The sequence below is a fragment of the Curtobacterium sp. MEB011 genome (assembly GCF_030209655.1).
Lineage (GTDB): Bacteria > Actinomycetota > Actinomycetes > Actinomycetales > Microbacteriaceae > Curtobacterium > Curtobacterium poinsettiae.
Genome location: NZ_JARVRN010000007.1, coordinates 356,774 through 375,797 on the forward strand (window position 1 = coordinate 356,774; position 19,024 = coordinate 375,797).

15 protein-coding genes are annotated in these 19,024 nt (G+C 71.2%); 7 read left to right on the top strand and 8 right to left on the bottom strand.

Annotation, left to right across the window (positions count from 1 at the left end; genetic code table 11):
• Positions 1 to 41: 41 nt before the first annotated feature.
• From QRN30_RS11140 to QRN30_RS11150, 3 genes are read left to right on the top strand one after another with little or no spacing between them, the layout of a single operon-like run.
• Positions 42 to 650 carry a dTDP-4-dehydrorhamnose 3,5-epimerase family protein gene (locus tag QRN30_RS11140; RefSeq protein ID WP_194589677.1) on the top strand — a complete coding sequence of 203 codons (609 nt, stop codon included), beginning with the start codon at positions 42 to 44 and terminating at the stop codon, positions 648 to 650.
• 10 nt (positions 651 to 660) lie between these two features.
• Entirely contained in the window at positions 661 to 1,524 is an 864-nt protein-coding gene (gene rfbA, locus QRN30_RS11145) for a glucose-1-phosphate thymidylyltransferase RfbA (RefSeq protein ID WP_017888783.1), read from the top strand.
• 8 nt (positions 1,525 to 1,532) lie between these two features.
• Positions 1,533 to 3,380, top strand: a complete 1,848-nt coding sequence (locus QRN30_RS11150) for a glycosyltransferase (RefSeq protein WP_017888784.1) — start codon at positions 1,533 to 1,535, stop codon at positions 3,378 to 3,380.
• A gap of 53 nt (positions 3,381 to 3,433) precedes the next feature.
• Here QRN30_RS11150 and QRN30_RS11155 read toward each other — a convergent pair whose 3' ends face one another.
• The 6 genes from QRN30_RS11155 to QRN30_RS11180 form a co-directional block, all read right to left on the bottom strand.
• Entirely contained in the window at positions 3,434 to 3,973 is a 540-nt protein-coding gene (locus QRN30_RS11155) for a DUF805 domain-containing protein (RefSeq protein ID WP_284761090.1), read from the bottom strand.
• A gap of 151 nt (positions 3,974 to 4,124) precedes the next feature.
• On the bottom strand, positions 4,125 to 4,979 hold the full coding sequence (locus tag QRN30_RS11160; RefSeq protein ID WP_042538805.1) for a glycosyltransferase family 2 protein: 855 nt from the start codon (positions 4,977 to 4,979) through the stop codon (positions 4,125 to 4,127).
• Complete coding sequence (locus QRN30_RS11165; protein ID WP_284761091.1) at positions 4,976 to 6,127, bottom strand: glycosyltransferase family 4 protein; 1,152 nt, start codon at positions 6,125 to 6,127, stop codon at positions 4,976 to 4,978. Before QRN30_RS11165 ends, QRN30_RS11160 begins: the two co-directional genes overlap by 4 nt.
• A 74-nt stretch (positions 6,128 to 6,201) precedes the next feature.
• Positions 6,202 to 7,218, bottom strand: a complete 1,017-nt coding sequence (locus tag QRN30_RS11170; protein WP_263136471.1) for a glycosyltransferase family 2 protein — start codon at positions 7,216 to 7,218, stop codon at positions 6,202 to 6,204.
• 59 nt (positions 7,219 to 7,277) lie between these two features.
• Positions 7,278 to 8,507 carry an ABC transporter ATP-binding protein gene (locus QRN30_RS11175; RefSeq protein ID WP_017888789.1) on the bottom strand — a complete coding sequence of 410 codons (1,230 nt, stop codon included), beginning with the start codon at positions 8,505 to 8,507 and terminating at the stop codon, positions 7,278 to 7,280.
• Positions 8,508 to 8,510: 3 nt separating this feature from the next.
• Entirely contained in the window at positions 8,511 to 9,413 is a 903-nt protein-coding gene (locus QRN30_RS11180; RefSeq protein ID WP_017888790.1) for an ABC transporter permease, read from the bottom strand.
• Between the two features lie 189 nt (positions 9,414 to 9,602).
• On the opposite strand from QRN30_RS11180, the gene QRN30_RS11185 reads away from it, so the two are divergent.
• Together QRN30_RS11185 and QRN30_RS11190 are read left to right on the top strand one after the other, a co-directional pair.
• Positions 9,603 to 10,208: a hypothetical protein gene (locus QRN30_RS11185; RefSeq protein WP_159556660.1), complete on the top strand. Its 606-nt coding sequence runs from the start codon at positions 9,603 to 9,605 to the stop codon at positions 10,206 to 10,208.
• A gap of 77 nt (positions 10,209 to 10,285) precedes the next feature.
• On the top strand, positions 10,286 to 12,778 hold the full coding sequence (locus QRN30_RS11190; RefSeq protein WP_284761092.1) for a hypothetical protein: 2,493 nt from the start codon (positions 10,286 to 10,288) through the stop codon (positions 12,776 to 12,778).
• 80 nt (positions 12,779 to 12,858) lie between these two features.
• Here the strand turns inward: QRN30_RS11190 and QRN30_RS11195 are convergent, their stop codons facing one another.
• Entirely contained in the window at positions 12,859 to 14,145 is a 1,287-nt protein-coding gene (locus tag QRN30_RS11195; RefSeq protein WP_284761093.1) for a glycosyltransferase family protein, read from the bottom strand.
• A 138-nt stretch (positions 14,146 to 14,283) separates the two neighbouring features.
• Here QRN30_RS11195 and QRN30_RS11200 point away from each other — a divergent pair, with 138 nt between their 5' ends.
• Positions 14,284 to 16,770, top strand: a complete 2,487-nt coding sequence (locus tag QRN30_RS11200) for a glycosyltransferase (RefSeq protein ID WP_042538799.1) — start codon at positions 14,284 to 14,286, stop codon at positions 16,768 to 16,770.
• The gene (locus QRN30_RS11205; protein ID WP_284761094.1) at positions 16,767 to 17,513 is read left to right on the top strand and encodes a polyprenol monophosphomannose synthase; all 747 of its coding nucleotides are present in this window, start codon (positions 16,767 to 16,769) and stop codon (positions 17,511 to 17,513) included. Before QRN30_RS11200 ends, QRN30_RS11205 begins: the two co-directional genes overlap by 4 nt.
• Positions 17,514 to 17,668: 155 nt before the next feature.
• Here QRN30_RS11205 and QRN30_RS11210 read toward each other — a convergent pair whose 3' ends face one another.
• A complete protein-coding gene (locus tag QRN30_RS11210; protein ID WP_284761095.1) occupies positions 17,669 to 18,955 on the bottom strand; it encodes an O-antigen ligase family protein in 1,287 nt (428 codons plus the stop codon).
• Positions 18,956 to 19,024: the final 69 nt, after the last annotated feature.

Sequence of the window (19,024 nt, forward strand, 5' to 3'; positions counted from 1 at the left end):
ATGACAGCCTATGCGAACTCACGGCTTGCTAGGCTTCCCCGGTGCAGATCCGCGAACTGAAGATCCCTGGCGCGTGGGAGTTCACGCCCGTCCAGCACGGCGACGCACGAGGAGCATTCCTCGAGGCGTACCGCGCCGACGTCCTCGAGGAGACCGTCGGTCACCCGCTCGACCTCCGCCAGGTGAACATGTCGATCTCCGCGGCCGGTGTCGCCCGCGGCATCCACTACGCCCTCGTCGCACCGAGCCAGGCGAAGTACGTCACCGCCGTGCGCGGGGCGTTCATCGACTACATCGTCGACATCCGCGTCGGGTCCCCGACGTTCGGCCAGTGGGACTCGGTCCGCATCGACGACGTCGACCGCAAGGCCGTCTACCTGTCCGAGGGGCTCGGCCACGCGATCGTCGCGCTCGAGGACCAGTCGACGGTGAACTACCTGGTCAGCGCGCACTACGACCCCGAGCGCGAGAAGGGGATCGCCATCCTCGACCCGACGGTCGGGCTCGACCTGCCCGAGGGTCTCGGCGAGCTGGTGCTGTCCGAGAAGGACACCAGCGCCCCCACCCTCGAAGAAGCCGCGGCCCAGGGGCTGCTGCCGACGTACGAGGAGTGCGTCGCGTACACCGAATCGCTCCGGACGAAGAAGTAAGGGGAAAGCGATGAAGGGCATCATCCTCGCCGGCGGTTCCGGCACGCGCCTCTGGCCGATCACCAAGGGCATCAGCAAGCAGCTCATGCCGATCTACGACAAGCCGATGGTCTACTACCCGCTGTCGACCCTGATGATGGCGGGCATCCGACAGGTGCTGGTCATCACGACGCCGGAGTACAACGACCAGTTCCGGGCCCTGCTCGGCGACGGCTCGGCGTTCGGCATGGAGATCGAGTACGCCGTGCAGCCGTCCCCGGACGGTCTCGCCCAGGCCTTCGTCATCGGTGAGGAGTTCATCGGCGACGACAGCGTCGCGCTCGTCCTCGGCGACAACATCTTCCACGGCACCGGCCTCGGCACGAACCTGCGGAAGAACACCGAGGTCGACGGCGCGACGATCTTCGCCTACCACGTGGCCGACCCGAAGGCGTACGGCGTCGTGGAGTTCGACGACGACTTCACCGCCGTCTCCATCGAGGAGAAGCCGGCCGAGCCGAAGTCGAACTACGCCGTCCCCGGCCTGTACTTCTACGACAACAAGGTCATCGAGATCGCCAAGACCATCGAGCCGAGCGCCCGCGGGGAACTCGAGATCTCGACGGTCAACGAGCGCTACCTCGAGGCCGGTGAGCTCGGCGTCCAGGTCCTCGACCGCGGCACGGCGTGGCTCGACACCGGAACGTTCGAGTCGATGATGCAGGCGTCGGAGTACGTGAAGGTCATCGAGGACCGTCAGGGCTTCAAGATCGGGTGCATCGAGGAGATCGCCTGGCGCAACGGCTGGATCGACGACGCGCAGCTCGCCGAGCTCGCCGCGCCGCTGGTCAAGGGCGGCTACGGCGTCTACCTCCAGCGACTCCTCGGCGTCTAGCACCGCCCGTGGCCTCCGGTTCCGGGTGGTTCGGTCGCCGTCGTCGCGACGCGACGGCTGCCGACCACCCCGACCGGGAGGCCCGTCCCGCGCCCGCGACGACGGCTGAGGTCGTCCGCGTGGCCGGGTTCCCGGACCCGCTGCCGCGGCTGGACCACGACGTCACGGTGCTCGTGACGACCCGCTCGGACCGGCACGCCGAGGTCGCCCGGCTGGTGTCGGTCGCCCACGATGCCTTCGGTCGTGGCGCTGACGTCCGGGCCGTGAGCTACGTCGCCGATGCGTCGCCGGTCGACCCGTTCGGGCGTCGCCTGCCGTGGGTGCGGACCGTGCCCGTGGACGGCATGGGGTCCGCGATCAACGCCGGCCTCGCCGCCGGGGTCGGACGGGTCCTCCTGCTGGTCGACACCTCGGTGACGATCGATGCCGGCGGTCTCCTGGCACTCGCCGAGACCGGAGTCCACCGCCTGGTGCAGGCCTCGGTGCGCACGGCGGACGGTTCGGCGAGGAACGGTGCACTGCTCATCCGTCCCGGCGCACTCCCGTGGTCGGACGACCGTCCGTTCGGCACGGGGGACTCGGTGTTCGGTGCCGATCAGCCCGTGCTCGCTGTGCCCCGGGCCGCGATCGTCCCTGTGCCCGTGCTCACGGACGAGCCGACGACGCTCGTCGGGTGGACGCACGCGTGCGCTGTGCGCCAGCGACCGCAGTCGGGTCCCACGATCCTGGTGGAGGACGTCGGTGAGACCGTCCGACTCACTGAACCCGGGCGGACGATCGACGCCGCCACCGTGGACGCGTTCTCGGCCTGGCGGGACGCGAGACGGGACTCGGTCGACGGCCGGGGTGCTGCAGTCTCCGCCGGGCCGCCGTTGCCACCGTGGGGAGCGCGCCCGGTGACCCCGGTCCGTCAGACGCCTCGTCGCGCCAGCGATACGCTCGCCTGGTCGCTGAAGATCGCCGCGCCTGCCGGGCCGGAGGGCGACGGGTGGGGCGACGTGCACTTCGCCGCCGAGCTGGCCGGTGCCCTCGAACGCCTCGGGCAGCGCGTCCGGATCGACCGGCGGGACGCCCACGTGCGCGACGACGATGCCGACGACGACGTGACGCTGGTGATCCGCGGGCTGGATCGGGTGCCGCCGAACCCCGCCTCGGTGAACCTGCTCTGGGTGATCAGCCACCCTGATGACGTCGCCGACACCGAGCTGCGGTCGTTCGACGTCGCCTTCGCGGCCGGTCCGGTGTGGGCGGCTGCCGCGGCCGATCGTTCGGGCGTGCCGGTCCGGACGCTGCTGCAGGCGACCGACCCCGCGGTGTTCCACCCGGGCTCGCGGGCGGCGACGAGCCCCGATGCCGACCGCGTGGTGTTCGTCGGCTCGACCCGCGGCGCCGCACGCCCCATCGTGTCCGACGCGGTCGGGCTCGGTGCCGACCTGCGCGTGCACGGTCCGGGGTGGGACGAGGTCGTCCCCGCGGAGTCGCTCGGCGAATCGTCGCTGACCCGGCCCGAGGTCGCGGCGGCCTACGCCTCGGCGCGTGTGGTGCTCAACGACCACTGGCCGGACATGGCCGCCGGGGGCTTCGTGTCGAACCGGGTGTTCGACGTGCTGGCGTCCGGGGGAGTCGTCGTCACCGACGAGGTCGCCGGGCTGTCCGACGTGCTCGACGTGCCGACGCTCGCGGTCGCGCGCTCCCGCGACGAACTCGCCGCGCTGCTGGACCCGTCGTACGCCTGGCCGACTGCTGCCGAGCGGGCCGTCGTGGCCGAGTACATCGCCGCCGAGCACTCCTTCGACGCCCGTGCCGCCGTCCTGCTCGAGGCAGCTCGAACCGAACGCACCCGCCTCCGCTCCTGACCCGACTCCTCGCGAACCAGGTTCCGGCGCGGGCGGGGTTCGGCTCAGGCGGGTCAGGCGGCGCGGTGGGCGACAGGGAGTTCGGCGCCTGACGGGTCCGGTTCCGGTGGGAGCGTCGGGCGCCAACTACGTCGGAGCGCGCCGAGTAGGAGGAACCAGTGGATGACCGGGAAGGCACCGAAGAACGCCATCCACGCCGGGGTCCCGATGTCACGGAGCCGCCGTGCGCCGAGTGCCAGGTTCGGGATCGCGGTGACGATGCACCACGCGAAGAGCACCCACTGCGACGGGGAGCCCTCGGCGAGGATGCGCCATCCGTGGTCGCTGCCCTCGAGGGTCAGGACGGACTGTCCGATCCCGAGGAACCCGGGGGTGTTCTGGAAGTCGGTCATCGAGTCGTCGGTGCCCCGGACACCGGTGATCATCGGCACGAGGGTGAGCACGAGCCAGACCACGAGCAGGTCGGCCCCGCGTGCCCACCAGAACTCGGCGCGGCTCGCACGGCCGCTGCGGAACGTGAAGGCTCCGGTCCAGTAGCGGCGGGCGGCGTCGATCGGGCCGCAGCCGAGCCAGGGTCCGGGATCACGTTGCACGGCGCCGAGCCTAGTGGCGCCGGGTACCCGCAAGACACCGGTGTTCGCACGTCGAACACTCCCAGATCGCGGTGTAACACGTGGACACCGGTGTTTTGCGACCTGGGCGACTTGGGCGACCTGGGCGACCGGGGCCACCGGTGGGCGGGGGCTACTTGCGCGTCACCCAGCGGGCGCGGAGCGACAGGCCTGCGTGCAGGGCGACCCGCAGGGGCCAGAGCCACCACGCCCGGTACTTCCGCGACAGGAACCGGTACGCGCTCCGGTGGTGCTCGATCTCCATGCGGCGGCGGTTGGACGACGTCGAGTGGGCACCGGTGTGGGTGACGACCGACGACGGCACGTACACGTTCGCCCGGCCGGCACGACCGATGCGCTGCCCGAGGTCGACGTCCTCGAAGTACATGAAGTACGACTCGTCGAAGCCCCCGAGCTGGCGGAACAGGTCGGTGCGGATGAGGAAGCACGCACCCGAGAGCCAGCCGGCCTCGCGTTCGACGACCTTCGTGGTGGACCAGTACCGCTGGCTCCACGGGTTCGCGGGCCAGAACCGCGAGAACGCCGCGTGGCCGAGGCCGGTGCGAAGCGAGGGGAGCTGCCGGGCGGACGGGTAGGTCTCGCCCTGGTCGTCGAGGATCCGGGGGCCGAACGACCCACCGGACGGCATCCGGTCGGCCGCGGCCACGAGCTCGTCGATCGAGCCCTCGCCGAGCACGACGTCGGGGTTCGTCACGAGCAGGAACTCCGGTCGCACGTCGGGCAGTACGTCGTCGAGGGCGCTCAGGGCTGCGTCGATCCCGCCGCCGTACCCGCGGTTGCCGCCGGAGGACACCACGACGGCGCCGTAGGACTCACCGATCGCCCGGAGCGCGTCGATGTCGGCCGAGCCGTTGTCCGCGATGACGACGGCGACCGGGTCCTTCGAGGCGCCGGCGACGCTCGCCAGGAACGGCCGGATGGTCTCACCGGTGTTGTAGGTGACCGTGAGCACCGCGACCCGGATCACCGCGTCCCCCCACCGACGGACTCGTACGCCTCGACGTGCACGGCGGCGGTGGCGTCCCAGGTGAACTCGTCCGCCCGCGCCAGCGCCGCCGCACGGTGCGAGGCCACGAGCGCCGGGTCGTCGAGCAGCGCCGTCATCGCGGCGGCCAGTGCCGTCGCGTCGGGCTCGGTGTAGACGGCCGCGTCGCCACCGACCTCGGGCAGCGACAACCGCCGGGTGGTCAGGACGCAGGCGCCGGAGGCCATCGCCTCGACCACGGGCAGGCCGAAGCCCTCGCCCAGGGACGGGTAGACGACGAACTCCGCACCGCCGAGGAAGCCGGCGAGGTCCTCGAGCGGCAGGTACCCCGCCTCGATGACGTGGTCGATGGGCTGCAGGGCGTCGAGGCGTGCGATCGCGGCCTCGTCCCAGCCGCGCGCCCCCGACAGGACCAGCCACGGCGTGTCCGCGCCGCCGGCCGCACGCGCGGACCGCACCGCGGCGTACGCGTCGAGCAGCGCGGTGACGTTCTTCCGCGGTTCGATGGTGCCGAGGAACGCGATCCACGGAGCGCCCTCGGGCAGGGTGGCGGCGATCCGGGCGTCCTCGACCGCGGCGACGTCGGGCTCGTGGAACACCGTGCGGTCGACGCCGAGCGGTGCGACCCGGACGTCGGCACGGATGCCGCGGACGACCCGCGCGGCCTCGGTCGCGGTGGCCGCGCTCGGCACGATGACGACGGGCCGGGTGCGCAGCGAACGACGGCTCCACCACGTGAAGAAGGTGCGCTTCAGGCGCGAGTGCCACTCGGGGTTCGAGAAGAACGTGGCGTCGTGCAGCGTGACGACGGACCCGCCGCGCCAGCCGAACGGGAACGTGTAGTGCGGGGAGTGCAGCACCCGCGCACCGAGCCGACGGCCGAGTGCCGGCAGTCCGGTCTGCTCCCACAGGAACCGCAGCGGTACCGAGTCGGTCCACGCCGGCGCCGTGTGCACGGTGGCGTGCGGTGCGAGCGAGCGGAAGTGCGCGGCGTGCACGGGACGGACGACCAGGTGGACGTCGAGCGACGGGTCGCTCAGGTGCGACACGACCCCTTCGACGTAGCGTCCGACGCCGCCGAGCGCCTGCGGTACCGCGGTCCCGTCGACGAGGACGGTGAGCTGCGGCACGCGTGGTTCCTTCCGGGCGGGGGCGTCGTGGCCGTGGCCGTCGACAGGGGAGTGTCCAGGATAGCCCGCTGCGCTCATGCGCCCGGGTCCACGCGGCGGCGCGGGACGGACGCGCGCCGGGTCTCGCGCAGCCGGCGCGCGAGGTGGACCGGCAGGGTCCCCGCGACGTCCGCGAACGCTGCCAGGACGAGCCGCGCCTCCCGGCGGGTGCGACCGGTGGCCAGCCCGCGCAGACCGCGGCCCAGCGTGCGGACGCTCGCCCGCGCGACGGTCGGCCAGGGGGCGTGCCAGAGGGCGACGACGATGCGGTTGCGGGCGTTCCGGAAGACGAACAGGTCGCTCTGCACGCCGGACGACGCCGAGTGGTCGTGCTCGACGACCGCGTCGGCGGCGTGCTCGACGCGCCAGCCGCGGCGGCGGAGCCGCCAGGCGAGCTCGGTGTCCTCGTAGTACATGAAGAGCGACTCGTCGAGCAGGCCGACGTCGTCCAGGGCCGTGCGCCGCAGCGCGGAGGCGCCGCCGGAGAACCCGAAGACGTCGACGTCGGCGACCCGGTCGACGGGCGCGAACCAGTCGCGGTCCATGCCGTTGCCGTCGCGGTCGACACGGACGCCGGTCGAGTTGAGCCGGACCTCGCCGTCCGCCGACGGCGTCCAGTGCCGCCCGTCGTGGTCGCGCAGCACGCGCGCATCGGGTGCTGGTTCCGCACCGGCCGGGAGGACCGTCCAGCGTCCGGCGAGCACGATGCGGCCCGTCACCGCCGCGACCTCGGGCCCGGCGTGCGCCAGGTGGTCGCGGAGCGCCGCGACGAAGCCCGGCGCGGGCACGGCGTCGTTGTTCAGGAGCACGACGACGTCGGCGTCGGTGTGCCGGATGCCGGTGTTGGCGCCGGCCGCGAACCCGCCGTTATCGTCCCGCGCGACGACGGTCGCGTCCGGCAGTGCCTGGCGGAGCACGGCGACCGAGTCGTCCGACGACCCGTTGTCGACGACGATGACGTCGTCGGCGGTGCCCTCGTCGAGCACGGCGCGGACGGCCGCGGTGGTCAGGTCGGCGCGGTTCCAGTTGACGACGACGACCGCGGTGCGCAACGTGTCGTCGGCTCGGGGAGCGCCGACGGCACGGGCCCCGGTGTCGCCGTCGACCGGGGTCAGTCGAGCTCCTCGACCGTGGGCTGCGCGTAGACGGTGCCGACGGCGTTGCCGAACGAGGGGACCTCGAACGAGTCGCACTCCGGCATGTCGTGCAGGTGGCGGCCCGCGGAGTCCATCATCGACACGTTGATGAAGTACTTGCCGGTGCCGAAGGCGGTGTCCGCGATGCGGAGACGGAGCTTCCGGCGGCCGTGCAGCGGGTGCAGTTCGAGGCCCATGATGCCGGTGGTGGTGCCGTAGACGACCTGGCCGCCGGCGTTGTTGATCTGGACTGCGGCCTCCCAGTCGGCGATGCCGTCCAGGTGCTCGAACTCCATGTCCACGACGAGGTCGTCGCCCGGCATGACGTCCGCGCGGGGCTCCTTGCCGTCGACGTGCACGCTCGCACCGAGGACCTTGCCGCGGCCGACGGCGACGTCGGTGCTGAGCTCGCCCTGGCGGCGTTCCTCGAGCACCTCGCGGAACATGCTCACGGCCTGCACGGGGTCGCCGTCGTGCAGCACCTTGCCCTTGTTGAGCAGGACGACGCGGTCGCACATCTCCTGCACCTGGCTGAGCGAGTGCGTGACGATGATGATCGTCTTGCCGGCTTCCTGGAAGGTGCGGATGCGGTCGAGGCACTTGCGCTGGAAGGCCTCGTCACCGACCGCCAGGACCTCGTCGACGAGCAGCACGTCGGGGTCGGTGTGCACGGCGACGGCGAAGGCGAGCCGCACGTACATGCCCGATGAGTAGAACTTCACCTGCGTGTCGATGAAGTCCCCGATGCCCGAGAACGCCAGGATGTCGTCGAATTTCTCGTCGGTCTGCTTGCGGCTGAGGCCGAGCAGGCTCGCGTTGAGGTACACGTTCTCGCGGCCGGACAGGTCGGGGTGGAACCCGGCGCCGAGCTCGAGCAGCGCGGCGAGGCGACCGCGGCGGGACACCGTGCCGGACGTCGGCTGGATGATGCCGCCGATCGCCTTGAGCAGGGTCGACTTGCCGGAGCCGTTTTGACCGATCAGTCCGACGGTCGAGCCGGCCTGGATCGACACGGTGACGTCGTCGAGGGCCCAGAAGTCCTGGCGGTGCTTGCGGCCGGCGCGACCGAGGGTGACGATGCGCTCGCGCAGGGTGTTGTCCTTGCGCACCGTGAAGCGCTTGCGCACGTGGTCGATGACGATGACGTCGGGACGGTCGGCGGTGTCGCCGGTGGTCGTCGGGGCGACGGGGGTGCTGATGGCCATGGTCTAGAGCTCCTGCGCGAAGTTGCCCTGCAGGCGGGAGAAGATCCGCTGCGCACCGATGAGGCAGAAGAGCCCGATCACGAAGGCGATCCCCAGCCGCAGCATCAGGTGTTCCGGGTACGTGACGTCGGCCGGGTCGTGCAGCCAGATCGCGTTCTGCAGGCCGAGCACCGCCAGCGTCAGCGGGTTGTTCGTGTACGCGGTGATGAGCCAGTCGGCGTTCACCGTGGCGACCACGCGCGCGTAGGAGTAGACGATCGGCGAGGCCCAGAGCAGGACCATCAGGCCGACGTCGATGACGAACTGCACGTCGCGCAGGTACACGTTGAGCGCGGACAGTACGAGACCGATGGCCGCGCCGTAGACCAGGATGACGGCGAGCGAGGGGATCAGGTAGACCAGGCCCTCGTGCCAGGGGAAGACCCCGATCACGACCGTCGCGGCGAGCAGGATCGCGAACTGGATGGTGAAGTTCACCAGGGCCGCGCCCACACTGGCGAGCGGGAAGACCTCGCGCGGGACGTAGACCTTCTTGATCAGCCCGGAGTTGCCGACGATCGAGCCCGTCGACCCGGCGACGATCTCGCTGAAGAGCGTGTAGGCGGTCAGGCCGGTGAAGACGTAGATGGCGAAGTTGTCGATGCCGTTGGCGGCGCCGAGGACCTTGCCGATGACGAAGTAGTAGATGAGCAGCTGGGTCAGCGGGCGCACGAGCGTCCAGACGAACCCGAGTGCCGAGTCCTTGTACCGGGCCTTCAGGTCACGTCGGACGAGCATGCCGAGCATCTCGCGCTGCCGGAAGACGTCGCGCAGCTCGCGGAAGGTTCCGCGGAAGGCGCTCGTCGGAGCGCCGATCACGACGAGGGGTTCCTTCGCGAGCGCGGTCATGCGGGCTTGGTCGACCATACGTCTCTTCGTTCGTGGGGGCAGGACCGGAACAGCATACTCACCGGGCCCGCGTGGCGGGGTTGGGCGACGGCCGTCGTGCACCCCGAGTGGGGGTGATTCCGGCCGATCCAACCCTCAACCTTCACTTTCGAGTTACCGTTGTTGCAACCCGGACCCTTGTCAACATCCTCAGGACGGCCCGTCAGCATGCTCCTCGCATCCAGGCCGATCGCTGCGTTCGCGGTGGTCGGTGCACTCAGTCTCCTCGTGGCCGGTTGTTCCGGTGGTGGCGACGACGCCACCCCGTCGCCGTCGGCCTCCGCCACGCGCACCCCGAGTGCGACCCCGACCGGCGACGCCTCGGCGACCGCGGCACCCACCGGAGCGGCCCCGTCGCCGACCGACGGTGCGTCCGGCGACGGCGGCACCGACTCCGGCGCCGGCGACGACGACACCCCCGGTCCGTTCCCGGGCAGCGGCGCGACGAACCAGCCGGACACCGACCCGTCGGAGTTCCCGGCCACGGCCGTCGTGACCTACGCCGGCTGGGACACCGGCTCGAAGACGCTCCAGGCCGGCGGCCTGGTCTCCGGCACCACCGACACGAGCGGGAAGTGCACCTTCACCGCGACGAAGAACGGCGTCACGCGGAAGGCCACGAGCACCGCGCAGGCGAGTGCCTCGTCGGTGAACTGCGCGCAGGTGTCGTTCCCCGCGGCGAAGGTGCCGAGCGGCACCTGGTCCGTCACCCTGACCTACGCCATCGGCTCCGCGTCGACGACGTCCGACCCCCTGACCGCCGAGGTCCCGTGATGCGCCCCACCCGTTCCCCCCGTCCCGACAGCGATGACCGCCCCGTCCGGCGGTCCCTCCGCAGCTCCCTCGCGCTCGTGGCGTCCCTCGCCGTCGCGGTGAGCGGTCTGACCTTCGGCACGGTGCTCTCGGAGCAGACCACGACCCGGTCGGCGTCGGCCGCCGTCGCCTCGGACTTCGACCCGGGCAACATCATCAGCGACGCGAACTTCTACAACGGCTCGGCCATGAGCGCCGCCGCCGTGCAGTCGTTCCTGACGAGCGTCGCACCGAACTGCCGCAAGGCCTCGGGTGGGCCCGCCTGCCTGAAGGACTTCTCGCAGAAGATGAGCTCGATCGGCGCGGTCTCCGGCCGGTGCAAGGCCATCGCCGGCGGCACCAAGAGCGCCGCGACGATGATCGCCCAGGTCGGTGCCGCGTGCGGCATCAGCCAGAAGGTGCTGCTCGTGCTCCTGCAGAAGGAGCAGGGCATCGTGACGACGTCCTCGCCGACGTCCTACATGTACCTGCACGCCACCGGCTTCGCGTGCCCGGACACCGCCCCGTGCGACCCGGCGTACTTCGGCTTCGGCCAGCAGGTCTACGCCGCGGCGCTGCAGTTCAAGCGGTACCAGGCGACGCCGACCTCGTGGGCGTACCAGGCGGGCCGGACGAACTCGATCCTGCTCAACCCGAACGCCGCGTGCGGCCGCAAGTCCGTCTACATCCAGAACCAGGCCACCGCGGCGCTCTACATCTACACGCCGTACACGCCGAACGCCGCGGCGATGTCGAACCTCTACGGCAGCGGCGACGGCTGCTCGGCCTACGGCAACCGCAACTTCTGGCGCATGTACACCGACTGGTTCGGCGCCTCCAGCGGCAGCGGCAACCCGGTCGGCAACGTCGACGCGGTGACCGCCACCGCCACCTCGACCCTGACGGTCCGGGGATGGGCAGCCGACCCCGACACGACGAACCCCCTGCGCGTCGCGTTCTACGTCGACGGCGACGGCGCGAAGACCATCACCGCCGACGCGAACCGCAGCGACCTGGCGGGCACCCTCGGGGCGAACAACACCCGGCACGGGTTCTCGACGACCCTGACCGGGCTGAGCCTCGGCAAGCACAACGTCTGCACGTACGCCATCAACCAGGGCCGCGGCGGCAACACCCTGCTCGGCTGCTACACCCGCACCGTCACGAGCGAAGCGCCGAAGGGCGTCCTCGACTCGGTGACCGGCGGCGTCGGCACGATCTCGGCGAGCGGCTGGGTCCTCGACCCCGACTCGTCGAAGCCCGGCTCGTGGAAGATCCTGGTCGACGGCGTGAGCAAGGCGACCGGCACGGCCGACACGACCCGCACCGACGTGGCGAAGGTCTACCCGGGCGTCGGCAGCACCCTCGGCTTCTCGAAGACGATCGGTGGGATGTCCGCCGGCAAGCGCGCGGTGACGCTCTACGTGGTGGACAAGCCCGGCACGAAGTACGTCAAGGTCGCGTCGAAGTCCGTCGTCGTCGACGCCCCCACCACCGGCAAGACCGGCAAGACCGGCAAGGTCCGCGGCTCGTACGACTCCGTCACCGGCGGCGTCGGCACGGCCACCGTGCGGGGCTGGGCGATCGACCCGGACGTCTGGGACCCGGTCAAGTACAAGATCCACGTCGACGGCGTGAGCACGAACAGCGGTGTCGCGGACGCCACGCGCACCGACGTCGCGGCGGACCACCCCACCTGGGGCTCGGACGTCGGCCTGACGCTCCGGCTCACCGGACTGAAGGCCGGCAAGCACACCGTGCGCGTCTACTTCCAGGACCTGCAGGGCGGCAAGTACGTCAGCTTCGGCACCAAGTCCGTGATCGTGACCGCCGCATCGTCCGCCGAACCCGACGCGTCGGGGACGACGGGCAAGACGGGCAAGACGGGTTCGGTCAAGGGCGCGTACGAGTCCGTGACCGGCGGCGTGAACAGCGCCACGGTGCGCGGTTGGGCGATCGACCCCGACGTCTGGGACCCGGTGCAGTACAAGATCCACGTCGACGGTGTCGCCATCGCCCCCGGAGCCGCGAACGCGAAGCGGACCGACGTCGAGGCCGTGCACCCCGCCTGGGGTTCCGACGTCGGCCTGTCCCTGAAGATCCCCGGGCTGACCGCCGGCACCCACTCGGTGCGGGTGTACTTCCAGGAGCTGCCGAGCGGCACCTACAAGAGCTTCGGCACGAAGAGCGTGCGGGTCACCGACCCGCCCACCACCGGCAAGACGGGCAAGACCGGTTCGGTCAAGGGCCTGTACGAGTCGGTCACCGGCGGCGTCGGCACCATCACGGTCGCCGGCTGGGCCATCGACCCGGACGTCTGGGACCCGGTCGGCTACAAGATCCACCTGGACGGCGTGGCCGTCTCGCCGGGCACCGCGAACGCGACCCGGACCGACGTGCAGGCCGCGCACCCGGACTGGGGGTCGGACGTGGGACTGTCGCGGAAGTTCACCGGGCTGAAGAAGGGCACGCACACCGTGCGCGTCTACTTCCAGGACCTGCCGAGCGGCACCTACAAGAGCTTCGGCACCAAGACCGTCACCGTGCAGTAGACGGTCACCACGACGGACGGGAGGCCTGGTACCAGCTGGTACCGGGCCTCCCGTCCGTCTGTTGGTCGCGTCGACCGCCGTCAGCGGCGTGCGCGCCGCGCCATCAGACCGACGCCGTGCAGCAGCCGGTACTCGGGCGAGCGCGTGAGGCCCTCGAAGCGGGCCGCGATCTGGTCGCGCTCCGCCTCGGCCCGGCGGCGTGCGGTGTCGTACGCGCCGACCTGCTGCTCCGACGCGACCAGGCGTGCGTTGATGTCGTGCACGCCGGACAGGTGGACGTCGCGGTCGTGCTCGGCCTGCCGGAGCGTCTCGCGCTGGGCGGTGGCCCAGCGCAGGAACGCCCCACGCTCGCCGCTCCGACCCGAGGCGGCGGCGACGGCGGCGTCGAGCGACGGGCCGACCTGCTCGGCACGGGTGCGGAACGAGTGCCGCTCGAGCACCACGGCGCGGAGCCGGGCGACCAGGGCCGTGCGCTCGTCGCGGGGCATCGCGAGCACGCGCTCGAGCGAGTCGGCGTCGTCGAACACCGGCACGTCGGACAGGCCGAGCTCGTCGAGCCCGAGCGCGCAGTCGGTGACGGGCAGCGCGCCGGACGCGAGCGACTCGTACAGGCGGGAGTTCAGGGTGCCGTACTCGGCGGCCGGCTCGATCACGTCGTCGACGACGAAACCGGCTGCGCGGTAGACCTCGGGCAGCGCGAAGTAGGACACCGCTGGGCGGAGCTCGACGCCGGCCGAGGCCTCGACGTGGTCGACGTTCGCGGCGAACCAGACGATCGGTTCGGTCGGGGCGACCTCGGCCAGGACGTCCTGCACGCGGCGGCGGACACCCCAGAAGTTGACGGTGGTGACGGCGCGGTCGGTACGTTCGCGCGGTGCGGTGGCGTCGGTGGTGAACAGCTCGGTGTCCACGCCGATCGGGACGACCTCGACGGGGCCGCTGTAGCCCGCGGCGACCGCGTCGCGGGCGGCCTCGGACGACGTCCAGACGGCGTCGAACTCGTCCAGGTACGGCAGGGCTGCCCACTTGGCGGTCCAGTTCCGCACCCACGCCACCAGGGCGGTGCCGGCGGGGACGTAGCCGGGCACGAAGGACTCGATCATGCTGACCACGACGGTGGTGTCGGCGGGGAGCTCCTCGCCCCAGCGCGCCAACGGCCACATCGCCACGCCCCAGCCCTCGGCCCGGAGTGCCCGCGCGAGGCCGAGCGCGACGAACAGGTCGCCCTTGCCCTCGGCCGGATCGGCGGTCGAGACCGCGAAGCGGATCGTGCCGCGGGGGCCCTCGGCGTGCTCGTCGGCCGCGAGGGCCGCGTAGTCCTCGCGGAGGGGGGAGGGCATGGGGGTGCTCGGGATCACAGCGGTCACGCACGCCATTCTGCACGAATCCGCAGCGGCGGCAGGGAGTCCGTGGGCGCGCCTTGTAGGGTGTCATCGGCCCGCGGCACCCCGCTGGCCGAGCCACCTACCCGCGCCCGGTGCGCGGCAGCTGCTGGAGGAACTCGCGTGACAGAGCGCAAGCCGGGAGTCGTTTCCGTCATCCTCGTGAACTACAAGGGCACGGACGACACCCTGACGAGCATCGCGGAGCTCCGCAAGCAGGACTGGCCGCAGGACAAGCTCGAGGTGATCGTCGTCGAGAACGGTTCGGGCCCCGAGCACCTCGGTCGGCTGAAGGCCTCGTCCCTCGACTTCACCCTGATCGACGCTGGTGCGAACCTCGGGTTCACGGGCGGGTGCAACCTCGGCGTCGAGAAGTCCTCCGGCGAGGTCGTGGCGTTCCTCAACAACGACGCCCGTCCGGACACCGGCTGGGTGCGCGAGGCCATGGCCACGTTCGCCTCCGGTGCCGACATCGGTGCCGTCGCCTCGAAGGTCCTCGACTGGGAAGGCGTCAACGTCGACTTCACCGAGGCCGCGATGACCTGGTACGGCATGGGCTACAAGCCCTTCGCCGGGTCGCCGGACACCGGCCGGTGGGAGAGCGAGACCGACGTCCTGTTCGGCACCGGCGCCGCGATGTTCATCCGCGCCGAGCTCTTCGAGCAGCTCGACGGCTTCGACGACCGCTACTTCATGTTCTACGAGGACGTCGACCTCGGCTGGCGGCTCAACCTGCTCGGCTGGCGCTTCCGGTACCAGCCGAAGTCCGTCGCGTTCCACAAGCACCACGCGTCGATGAACAAGTTCGGCGACTTCCGCGAGACCTACCTGCTCGAGCGCAACGCACTGTTCACGCTCTACAAGAACCTCGGTGACGAACAGCTCGCCGCGGCGCTGCCCGGTTCGCTGGCGCTCGCCGTCCGCCGTGCCGTGGGCCGCGGGGAGCTCGACTCCACCGAGCTCGACCTGCGCAACCCCGGCGACGACAGCGTCCCCACCATCCCGGTGCCGAAGACGAGCATGGCGGGCATCTACGGCGTCGACCAGTTCGTCGAGCAGCTGCCGTCGATGACCGAGTCCCGCCGCCAGATCCAGGCGACCCGTGTCCGGTCCGACCGCGAGCTCCTCCGCCTGTTCGGCAACCGCGACGAGCCCGCGTACCCGATCGAGAACTACCTGGCCGGCTACGACAAGATCGTGCACTCCCTCGGCGTGCTCGAGGTCGGCACCCGTCGCCGCGTCCTCATCATCACGGGCGACTCGATCGGCGCGAAGATGGCCGGTCCGGCGATCCGTGCCACCCAGATGGCGAAGCAGCTGGCATCGGAGCACGACGTCCGCGTGGTCAGCCTCACCCGCTCGTCGCCGATCGACCCCTCGTACGAGGTCGTCACGGTCCCGCACCGCCACCCGCGCCAGATGGTCGAGCACGAGGGCTGGGCCGACGTCATCATCGTGCAGGGCCACGCGCTCCGGCTGTTCCCCGTGCTCGAGTCGACCAGCAAGATCCTGGTCGTCGACGTCTACGACCCGCTGCACCTCGAGCAGCTCGAACAGGGCCGCAGCGACGACGTCGACAAGTGGAACCGCCAGATCCTCGACGCCTCGGACACGCTGAACCACCAGCTCGAGCTCGGCGACTACTTCATCTGTGCCTCGGAGCGTCAGCGGATGTTCTGGCTCGGGCAGCTCGCCGGCTCCGGCCGCGTGAACGCCCGCACGTACTCGCGTGACGCCGACCTGCGCTCGCTCATCGGCGTCGTGCCGTTCGGCCTGTCCTCGACCCCGCCGGTGCACGACCAGCAGCGGGTCAAGGGCGTCGTGCCGGGCATCGGCAAGAACGACAAGCTCGTCGTCTGGGGCGGGGGGATCTACGACTGGTTCGACCCGATCACCCTGGTCCGCTCGATCGCCCGGCTCGCCGAGCGCCGTCCGTCGGTCAAGCTCTTCTTCATGGGTGTGCAGCACCCGAACCCCGACGTCCCCGAGATGGACATCGTGGCGAAGGTCCGCGCCGAGGCGGACGCCCTCGGGCTCACCGGCAAGCACGTGTTCTTCAACGACCAGTGGATCCCGTACGAGGAGCGCGGCGCCTACCTGCTCGAGGCCGACGCCGGCGTCTCGACGCACTACGAGCACCTCGAGACGACGTTCTCGTTCCGCACCCGCATCCTCGACTACCTGTGGGCACGTCTGCCGATCGTCACGACGGCCGGCGACTCGTTCGGTGACCTCGTCGCGGAGCAGAAGCTCGGCATCGCGGTGCACGAGCAGGACGTCGACGGCCTGGCGACCGCGCTCGAGACGGCGCTCTTCGACAAGAAGGCCCGCACCGAGTTCATCGGCAACGTCGACCGTGTGCGCGAGCAGTTCACGTGGGAGAACGTCCTCGCCCCGCTCGTCGAGTTCTGCCGGAACCCGATCCGCGCTGCGGACAAGTCGGTGCGCGACACGACGTCCTCGATCGAGCCGCACAAGATGCGCGTCCGCGTGCCGGAGCGCAAGAAGCTCTCCGGTGTCCGCTACGACCTCGGTCGCGCCGTGCACTACCTGCGCACCGAGGGCCCCCGCAGCGTCGCCGGCAAGGTGAAGCGGCGCCTGAACCGGTGACCCCGGGGGACACCGCCGCCCTCGTCATCGTCCCGACCTACGACGAGGCCGAGAACATCCGCGCGATCACGGCCGCCGTGCTGGCGGCGGTGCCCGGTGCCCACGTGCTCGTCGTCGACGACGGCAGCCCGGACGGCACCGGGGACATCGTGCGGTCGCTGGCCGCCGCTGACGACCGCGTGCACCTGCTGCAGCGCCCCGGCAAGGCCGGGCTCGGCACGGCGTACGTCGCCGGCTTCCGGTGGGGTCTGGAGCGCGGCTACCCGCTGCAGGTCGAGATGGACGCCGACGGCTCGCACCCGGCCGACCGGTTGCCGGCCATGATCGACGCCGTGACCGCGTCCGAGGACGTCCTGCTCGCGATCGGGTCCCGCTGGGTGCCGGGTGGCTCGGTCGTCGACTGGCCGCTCCGACGCCAGGCGCTCAGCCGCGGGGCGAACACCTACGCCCGCCTGGTGCTCGGCCTCGACGTGCGCGACATCACCGCCGGGTACCGCGTGTACCGCTCGTCGGCGATCGCGCGGATGGACCTCGCATCGGTGGACTCGAAGGGGTACTGCTTCCAGGTGGACATGACGCTGCGCGTGGACGCCCTCGGCGGCCGCATCGTCGAGGTGCCGATCCGGTTCCGCGACCGCGTGCACGGGGTCTCCAAGATGAGCCGGTCCATCGTGGTCGAGGCGATGCTCCGTGTCACCCGGTGGGGTGTGCAGCGCCGTCTGGGTCGCCGCACGCGCCCGTAGCGCGAGGCCCGGAGCGCGCGCTCGCTTCGTGCGCAGGAACGGTCGCGTCGCGTCTACTGGGGCGACCGTTCCTGCTCACGATGCGCGGGCCCGGAACGTTCGGCGTGACGGCCTGGAGGCGCGGTGCGGGGCCGCCACGGGCCTCCGGTCCGGCGCTACACGCGCGGCAGGTGCCGGCGCCACGATCGCCGCCGCGCGGCGATCACGAGCACCGTCACGAAGAACATCAGCCCCGCGCCGTGCAGCAGGTAGCTCTCCGCCGTGCTGGTGACGGCGAGCAGCACGAGCACCGCGGCCGGCCACACGTACGCCACCCCGGGGAACGTCGTCGCCGTCACCCAGGCCCGCGCGAACGCGAGCAGCGCCGTGATCCCGAGGATGAGCGTGCCCGCGAAGCCGATCTGCAGCCAGGCGTCCACGAAGGCGTTCAGGCCCGAGGTGAAGCGGACGCCGGCGGGGTCGATGAGCGTCACGTACGGCACCACCGGCTCGGTCGGCCAGGTCCCCACCCAGCCCCAGCCCTGGATCGGGTAGCGCTCCACCAGGACCCGGATCTGGGACCACAGGTCCGTGCGCGTCGCGGTGCCGCCGGCCGCCCCGATCTCGGCGAGCAGCCGGTGCCGCGCGAGCACCCCGACGGCCAGGGTCAGCAGGACGACCACGCCGAGGACGCCGTTGACCACCGGTCTGGTCGCCGGTCTCGCGTGCCGGAGTGACCAGAGCGCCAGTGCGGTGACGGCGAGTGCGATCATCGCCAGGCCGGTGATGGGGGACTGCACGAGCATCAGGGCGATGACGGCGAGCGAGGTCGAGGCGATCGCGCGCCAGAGCGTGACGGACCGGGTGAGGAACTCGACCACGAAGGTGACCAGTGCCATGGCGGCGATGAAGCCCATGAAGTTGCGTGTGCCGCCGATGCCCTGGATCAGGCCGCCGTACGCGATGTCACCGCGGATGCCGAACGCCGGGAACGGGACGTCGAGCACCAGGCCGGACAGGACCTCGAGCCCGAGGGCGGTCACGAGCAGGATCCGGAAGGCGTCGCCCGAGGCCCGGATCACCTGCACCAGGTCGCGGCCGAGCGCCAGGTACAGCCCGAGGCCGATGAAGCACACGGTCTGCACGAGCCCGCGGAGCGCGAACCAGGAGTACTCGCTCCACAGCACGCTCAACGCGCAGTAGCCGACGAAGGCCAGCAGCGAGAGGGGGAGGACCCCGTGCCACTCGATCCGGTAGCGCTGTCCCAGCAGGCTCAGCCCCGCGAGCACGAACAGCGTCACGAGCACCGCCCAGGTCCCCGCCTGACCGACGAGCGTCTCCACCGTGGGCTGGCCGAACCCGAACAGCACGATGACCGTCGCGAGCGCCTGGCTGAACCGTCCACCGGCCGAGAAGCCGATCCAGGCGGAGAGGTACCGGCGCCCGAGCACCTGTCTGCTCACCCGGCCGTCCGTCACGCGTCCATCTTGGCGCACGACCTTGTGACGAGCACACCGCATCGCGGTGTGGCT